The sequence below is a fragment of the Terriglobales bacterium genome, assembly GCA_035624475.1.
GTDB lineage: Bacteria > Acidobacteriota > Terriglobia > Terriglobales > Acidobacteriaceae > DASPRL01.
In genome coordinates, this window is the sequence record DASPRL010000336.1 from 1 (window position 1) to 7,314 (window position 7,314).

9 protein-coding genes are annotated in these 7,314 nt (G+C 67.4%); 5 read left to right on the forward strand and 4 right to left on the reverse strand.

The genetic code is table 11. The annotated features are described in order from the left end of the window. On the forward strand, nucleotides 1–1,626 hold a 1,626-nt coding region (locus tag VEG08_13260), incomplete at its 5' end, for a thiamine pyrophosphate-dependent enzyme (GenBank protein HXZ28955.1). Here the strand turns inward: VEG08_13260 and VEG08_13265 are convergent. Further along, nucleotides 1,623–2,042: a DoxX family protein gene (locus VEG08_13265; GenBank protein HXZ28956.1), complete on the reverse strand. Its 420-nt coding sequence runs from the start codon at nucleotides 2,040–2,042 to the stop codon at nucleotides 1,623–1,625. The genes VEG08_13260 and VEG08_13265 overlap by 4 nt on opposite strands. Nucleotides 2,043–2,115: 73 nt before the next feature. After that, the gene (locus VEG08_13270; GenBank protein ID HXZ28957.1) at nucleotides 2,116–3,282 is read right to left on the reverse strand and encodes a saccharopine dehydrogenase C-terminal domain-containing protein; all 1,167 of its coding nucleotides are present in this window, start codon (nucleotides 3,280–3,282) and stop codon (nucleotides 2,116–2,118) included. Nucleotides 3,283–3,397: 115 nt separating this feature from the next. Here VEG08_13270 and VEG08_13275 point away from each other — a divergent pair, with 115 nt between their 5' ends. Next, nucleotides 3,398–3,625 carry a hypothetical protein gene (locus tag VEG08_13275; protein HXZ28958.1) on the forward strand — a complete coding sequence of 76 codons (228 nt, stop codon included), beginning with the start codon at nucleotides 3,398–3,400 and terminating at the stop codon, nucleotides 3,623–3,625. A gap of 56 nt (nucleotides 3,626–3,681) precedes the next feature. Here the strand turns inward: VEG08_13275 and VEG08_13280 are convergent, their stop codons facing one another. Together VEG08_13280 and VEG08_13285 are read right to left on the reverse strand one after the other, a co-directional pair. Further along, nucleotides 3,682–5,100, reverse strand: a complete 1,419-nt coding sequence (locus tag VEG08_13280; GenBank protein HXZ28959.1) for an amino acid permease — start codon at nucleotides 5,098–5,100, stop codon at nucleotides 3,682–3,684. Nucleotides 5,101–5,103: 3 nt separating this feature from the next. Beyond that, entirely contained in the window at nucleotides 5,104–5,265 is a 162-nt protein-coding gene (locus VEG08_13285) for a hypothetical protein (protein HXZ28960.1), read from the reverse strand. A gap of 117 nt (nucleotides 5,266–5,382) precedes the next feature. Between VEG08_13285 and VEG08_13290 the strand changes: the two genes are divergently transcribed. From VEG08_13290 to VEG08_13300, 3 genes are all read left to right on the forward strand, one after another. Further along, nucleotides 5,383–6,117: a class I SAM-dependent methyltransferase gene (locus tag VEG08_13290; protein HXZ28961.1), complete on the forward strand. Its 735-nt coding sequence runs from the start codon at nucleotides 5,383–5,385 to the stop codon at nucleotides 6,115–6,117. Nucleotides 6,118–6,275: 158 nt separating this feature from the next. Then, on the forward strand, nucleotides 6,276–7,028 hold the full coding sequence (locus tag VEG08_13295; GenBank protein ID HXZ28962.1) for a hypothetical protein: 753 nt from the start codon (nucleotides 6,276–6,278) through the stop codon (nucleotides 7,026–7,028). Between the two features lie 65 nt (nucleotides 7,029–7,093). Continuing rightward, nucleotides 7,094–7,314, forward strand: a 221-nt coding sequence (locus VEG08_13300; protein ID HXZ28963.1) for a hypothetical protein, incomplete at its 3' end; no start/stop codon positions are given.

Here is a 7,314-nt window from a genome sequence, read left to right on the forward strand (position 1 = left end):
TACGTCTCCTGCGGCGAAGGCACCACCAGCGAGGGCGAGTTCTGTGAGGCCATGAACACCGCCTCCAACCGCAAGCTCCCGGTGCTCTTCTCGGTCGAGGACAACGAGTACGCTATTTCCGTGCCGGTGGAGGTACAGACCGCCGGCGGCAACATCTCCAGGCTGGTGGCCAACCATCCCAACTTCCACTTCGAGGAGATGGACGGCACCGACCCGCTGGCTAGTTACGCTGCCTTCACCCGCGCGGTGGCGCACATCCGCGCCGGCAACGGCCCCGCCTTCGTGCACGGCCACGTGGTGCGGCCCTACTCGCACTCGCTCTCCGACGACGAGCGCCTCTACCGCCCCGACGCGGAGCGCCAGGACGAGGCCCAGCGCGATCCCATCACCCGCATGCAGATGTTTCTCGTGCGCGAGGGCGTGATGGACGAAGAGGCCATCAACCGCCTGGAGAAGGAAGTGGACGAAGAGGTCCAGGAAGCCGCCGACCGCGCCCTGGAAGCGGCCTTCCCGGCGAAGGAATCCATCACGCAGTTCGTGTACTCGCCCGACCTCGATCCCTGCGCCATGCAGGGCGAGCCGCAGTCCCAGGGCGCCGACAAGACCATGGCCGACCTCATCAACGCCTGCCTCAAGGACGAGATGCGGCGCGATCCCCGCATCGTGGTCTTCGGCGAGGACGTGGCCGACTGCAGCCGCGACGAGTATCTGAAGCAGAAGTCGGTGAAAGGCAAGGGCGGGGTGTTCAAGCTGACCGCCGGACTGCAGGCGGAGTTCGGCCCGGAGCGCGTCTTCAACTCGCCGTTGGCCGAGGCCAACATCGTGGGCCGGGCCGTGGGCATGGCCACGCGCGGGCTCAAGCCCGTTCCCGAGATCCAGTTCTTCGACTACATCTGGCCGGCGATGATGCAGTTGCGCGACGAATTGCCGCTCATCCGCTGGCGCTCCAACAACGCCTTCTCCGCGCCCGCGGTGGTGCGTGTGGCCATCGGCGGCTACCTTACCGGCGGCGCCATCTACCACTCGCAGTGCGGCGAATCCACCTTCACCCACATTCCCGGGCTGCGCGTCTGCTTCCCCTCGAATGCGCTCGACGCCAACGGCCTGCTGCGCACCGCCCTGCGCTCGGACGACCCCGTGCTCTTCCTCGAGCACAAGCGCCTCTACCGCGAACCCTTCGGGCGCGCGCCCTATCCCGGCCCGGACTACATGGTCCCCTTCGGCAAGGCGCGCGTCTGGAAGGAGGGAACCGACCTCACCGTGATCACCTACGGCGCGGTGGTACCGCGGGCGTTGCAGGCGGCGCAGAAGCTCGAGCGCGACCACCAGATCAGCGTGGAATTGCTGGACCTGCGCACCCTCAGCCCCTACGACTGGGAGGCGATCGCGGCCTCCGTGCGCAAGACCAGCCGCGTGCTGGTCGCGCACGAGGACTCGAAGAGCTGGGGCTACGGCGCCGAGATCGCCGCCCGCATCGCCGACGAACTTTTCGAGGAGCTGGACGCTCCGGTGCGCCGCCTGGCCGCCACCGACACCTTCGTCGCCTACCAGCCCGCGCTGGAAGACGCCATCCTGCCCCAGGCCGACGACCTCTACCAGGCCATGCTCATGCTGGCCGAGTTCTAGCGGCGCTCCCCGCCGCCGCCGCGGAAGAAGACCCAGTCCAGCGAGATGGGACCGGCGCCGCAGAAGAGCAGCGCCAGGCACACCACGCCCACCAGCATGGGAAACTCCCAGCCGGCGCCGCTGGCGAGAAAGTGCGCGCCGCCCATCTTGACCTTGGTGGCCACCGCCATGTTGATCAGCAGGCCGAAGGAGGCCAGGCGGGTGAGCAGGCCCGCGATCAGGGCGATCCCACCCAGGAATTCCGTGAAGGCGGAAACGTAGCCCAGCCAGGCCGGCATGCCGGCGGAGTGCACGTAGCCGGCGTACTGCGAGAGCCCGCCGAAGACCTTCTGGTAGCCGTAACCCGCCAGGATGGCGCCGGCGCCGCAGCGCAGCGCCAGCAGGCCCAGGGGTTGGAGCCGGTCGAGGAACTTCACGTTCTCCTCCTTGCCTCGGTGTGGGACGGGCGTGTCGCCCGTCCGGGCGGCCGGCACGGCCGCCCCACAAGAATCACATGCGGGCCGCGCTTCCCGTCTCCTGCGCGTAGTCGATGCGGATGCCGCGGCCTTCCATGGCCAGCAGGAAGCGTTCCGCGGGCACGTCGCGCTCCTGCAGGATGCCGCCGCGCGCCGCGATCTCGCCCGAGGCCAGCATCTGCACCACGATAGAGGCCGGCCAGGCGGTGGTCCGCATCATGGCCGTCATCCTGGTGCGCGCATCGTACTCGTCCACCAGGGTGAAGGAGAAGACGCGTCCGTCGCGGTGCGCTTCCACCCGCAGGATGACCACGTCGGGCTCGCGGCCCGCGAACTTCTCCTCGAACAGCTTGGACGTGATCACGCGCGGCGCGATCTCCACCTTGCCGAATCTCTGCTTCTGGCTGGAGAACATGCCCAGGTCGTAGAGGCCGCGCAGCAGCGCCAGGTGGCCGCGGTAGCGCAGCGTCTTCTCGAAGCATTCGCCCACCCGCCCGGCGAAGCTCTCGGGGAGAGTCGAGGTCCCGCCCGAGGTATGGAAGGCGGTGAGCGGCGGGAAGCCTTCCATCTCGAAGCTCTCGGGCTCGCTGAGCGGCTCGATGGTAGTGAGCTTGCCGCGGCGCAGTACCCGTGCCGGCTCCACGTACTCGTTGATCAGGCCCTCCACCGAGAAGACGAGCTGGTAGCCGAAGGGCGGCCTGGGGTTCTTGGGCAGCCCGCCTACGTAGATCTTGAGCGCGGCCGCGCGCCCACCCACCCGCCGCATGAGCTCGCCCGCCAGGATGGAGGCCATCCCCGGAGAGAGGCCGCAGTCGGGGGCGATGGCCACACCGCGCTTCTTGGCCTGCTGGCTGAGCGCCAATTCCTGGCGCACTACGGTGTTGTTGCCCCCCAGATCGGCGAAGTGGCAGCCGGCGGCGAGGGCCGCCTTAGCCAGTCCCAGGTTGAAGAAGTAGGGCACAGCGGAGAGCGCGGCCTGGTGGCCGCGCATGAGGCGGGTGACGGCGGTGGAGCGGCGTGCGTCCACCGCCACCGCACGCACTTTGCGGGTGCGCGTGAGCTTGTTGACGCGGGCGGCGGCCTCGCGCGCGCGGCGCAGGTCGCTGTCGGCCAGCGTGACCCGTTGCACCTCCGGCGTGGAGGCCATGTCGTAGGCCGCCGCCGAGCCCATCATGCCGGCGCCGATGACCAGGAGTTTCATAGCGGTTTCGAGTTTCAGGTTTCAGGGTTCAAGCCAAAGACGGGAAAGCTTACAGCATCGCGGTGCTTCCGCCAAACCTACGGGCTGTCCCGCACCCTGAAGTACAATCTGCCCTATGAATCGCACGCGGCTCATCCTGGCGCTATCGCTGGTCGCGCTGGGACTGGTCTGGCTGGGACATCCGGTGTGCGTGCCCATCCCCGATGAGGAGCTGAAGAACTTCACGCCGGTGCCCATCGAGCAGCGCACCGACCGCGATCTATTCCTCTTCCGCACCTTCCAGAAGCGCGATGGGCATTGGTGCCAGTGCAAGAGCTGGATCGCGCGGGAGATGTTCTTCTGAAGGGCAGTGGATCGTGGACAGTGAATCGTGGATAGCAAACGGCCAACGACCAACGACTAACGACCAATGACTCGTTTCCCGCGCCGCCAGTAGAGATACCCCGGCACGCCCAGCAGCACGATCACGATGCCCGCCAGGGACTCGTAGCGGCGCTGCACCAGCACGATCCCCGCCCATAGCAAACTGATCACGACGTACAGCCCCGGCAGCCAGGGATAGCCGGTGCAGCGGTAGGGGCGCTCGCGCTCCGGGTGCTTGCGGCGCAGCACGAACAGCGCCACCACCGTGAGCACGTAGAAGAGCACGCCGATGAACATCACGTAGGTGTAGAGCTGGTCGTAGCGGCCGGAGAGGGCCAGCACCCCCGACCAGATGCCCTGGCCGACCAGCGCCACCGCGGGGGTGCGGTAGCGCGGGTGCACGCGTCCCATGCTGCGGAAGAAGACGCCGTCCACGCCCATGGCGTAGACCACGCGCGCCCCCGCCAGGATGCAGGCGCAGGCGGCGCCGAAGCAGGAGACCGCGATCAGCACCGACATCCAGCGTCCGGCAGAAGGGAAGAAGAGCGCCTGGGCGGCGGTGTTGCCGATGGTCTCCACCTGCTGCACCTGGCCCATGGGCAACGCGTAGAGGTACACCACGTTCATGGCGAGGTAAACCACGCCCACCAGCACCACGCCCAGCAGCAGGGAGCGGGGCAGGTTCCGCTGCGGGTCTTTCACCTCGCCGGCGGCGCAGCAGATGTAGGCCCAGCCGTCGAAGGCCCAGAGCACGGCGATCAGGGCGATGCCGAAGTCGCCCGCCAGCTCCCAGCCCGAGCCCAGGGAGGGCGCGGCGCCCGCGTTGGGCGCCCAGGCCAGAAGATGCGACCACGAGCCTTTGCCGATGGCCACGCCCAGCACCACGAAGACGGCGATGGCGGCGAACTTCATCCAGGTGGCGACGTTCTGCAGCACGGCGGCGCGCCGCAGCCCTACCACGTTCACCCAGGTCAGCACGGCGATGGCGGCCAGCGCCACCAGGTGGGCGCGGGTCAGCGCCCAGGAGCCGACGTGCAGGACCGGCAGCTTGGCGCCGAAGGGCACGATGGCCTCCGAGTAGGAGGCGAAGCCCACGCACAGCGCCGCGATGGTGCCGGTGTAGTTCACCGTGAAGACCATCCATCCGAAGAGGAAGGCCCAGAACTCGCCGTAGGCTTCGCGCAGGTAGACGTACTGGCCGCCGGAGTTGGGATACATGGCGCCCAATTCGGCGAAGGCGAAGCAGGCCAGCAGCGAGACCCCGCCGCCCAGCACCCACACCGCCAGCAACAGCAGAGGATGGTGCAGGGGAGCAGCCGCGTCCTTCACCGCCAGGAAGATGGCGGAGCCGATGATGCCGCCGGCCAGCAGCAGCACCGAGTCCATCAGCGAGAGGCCGCGCAGCAGCGTGGGCTGGCCTTCGCCGGGCTTCGTCAGGTTGGCGGCGGTGGGCAAGGGCTATCCGATCCCCAGGTCTTCGGGGGCTTCCAAAGGCGTGCCGCAGACGCGGCAGATCACCGCCGAGCAGTCGCCGCAGGTGAGCGGGTCGGTGACCTCGCGCGCGCAGGTGGGGCAGTAGAGCGGCTGCGGGGAGGGCGCGGGTTCGGGGGTTTGAGCCATGGGAAGTGCAGACTGTAGCATAGAGGACGGCAGGCGTCAGGCGTCGGACGTCAGTGAACCCTAGAAACTAGAAACGAGAAACTGGAAACCGGAAACTGGAAACTGGAAACTGAACTTATGACTCCTGAAGAGCGATTGCAGCAGGAATTCAACCGCTGGGCCCAGGAAGGCGAAGGCGAGAAGATGGAGCGCCATCACTTCGCCATCACCGAGCCGGCCATCCGCCTGATGGAGCTGCGCCCGGGGGAGCGCGTGCTCGACCTGGGCTGCGGCTCGGGCTGGGCCACCCGCCTGCTGGCCCGCCTGGTGGGCGAGGGCCCGGAGGGCTTCGGCCAAGTGGTGGGGCTCGACATCTCCGACGAGATGGTGCGGCGGGCGCGCGCCGCCTCCCGCGACCTGGAGAACATCCTCTATGTGACCGGCTCGGCGCAGCAGATCCCCTGGGAGGAGAACTTCTTCGACAAGGTGCTCTCGGTCGAGTCCTTCTACTACTACCCCGACCAGGAGCGGGTGCTGGGGGAACTGTTCCGGGTGATGGCGCCCAAGGGGCGGCTGTTCATCCTCATCAACCTCTACCAGGACAACCCCTACTCGCTGCAGTGGGTGGACAAGCTGAAGGTGCCGGTACACGTGCGCTCGGCGGCGGAGTATGAGGCGATGCTGCGGGCGCTGGCCTTCGAGGAGGTGGAATCGCGGCGCATCCCCGACCCCACCCCCACGCCCGATGACTACCAGACGAAGTCGTTCAACAGCGTGGACGACCTGAAGGCCTTCAAGAAGACCGGAGCGCTGCTGCTGATGGCGCGCAAGCCCAACCTGCGCGTGCCCGGGCCGGCGTACCAGATCTACTAGTCGTTGGTCGTTGGTCGTTCGTCGTTGGTCGTTGGCGAAAGCCTGCCGCGTTCATCCCAAAGCTGGCGTGGACAGGCGGGAAGGGGTATACAATGCCCGGCTTTGGTAGGGTCCCCGGACCCTTACCCTGTCTGTCGCGTCACTCAGGAGCGAGCGTTATGCGCCGTAGCCAGATGATCGTGGTCGTGCTGTTGAGCCTGGCGGTGTGCGCTTCCGCGCAGACCGCCGACGAATTGATCGCCAAGAACCTCGCCGCCAAGGGCGGGCTGGAGAAGATCCGGGCCATCCAGACGGTGCGCATGACCGGCACCCAGGACAACGGCGGCTTCAAGGCGGCGGTCACCCAGGAGAACAAGCGTCCCAACCAGGTGCGCGAGACCTTCTCGCTGCAGGGCATGACCGGCATCCAGGCCTACGATGGCTCAGCGGGCTGGGCCGTGCGTCCCTTCGGCGGCAAGAAGGACCCGGTGCTGCTGGGCGAGGACGACCTGCACGGCCTGCTGCTGGACGCCGATCTCGACGGTCCCCTGACCGACTACAAGGCCAAGGGCAATACCGTCGAGTACCTGGGCATGGACACGGTGGACGGCGACGACGCCTACAAACTCAAGGTCACGCTCAAGAACGGCGACATCATCTACTACTACCTCGATCCCGACACCTACCTGGAGATCCGCGAGGAGTTCCAGATGTTCATCCGCGGTTCGGTGCGGGAGTTCGCGCAGGAATTGGGCTCCTACAAGCCGGTGGCCGGAGTGATGTTCCCCTTCTCCATCGCTAACGGTCCCAAGAACAATCCCGACAACTGGAGCACCATCACCTACGACCAGATCGAAGTGAACGTGCCCCTGAGCGAGGCCGACTTTGCCGTGCCCGCCTCGCTGCAGGCCCCGGCCACGAAGAAACCCTAGGCATGCGGCAAGTCCGGCCCCAACCCCCGGGAAGTCCGATCTCGCCCAACAAGAGGAACAAGCCTATGACCGCCGTTGCCCGCTGCTCCAAGAGCCTGATGCTGGCGCTGACCGGCGCCACCCTGCTGCTGCTGGCGCTGCCGCTCGCCGCCCAGCGCCCGGTGAAGTTCGACTCCGCCACCGTCTCCGGGCTGTCCGCCCGCAACATCGGGTCGGCGCAGATGAGCGGCCGCATCGCCGCGGTGGACGGCGTCACCGAGAAAGGGCGCACCACGGTCTTCGTAGG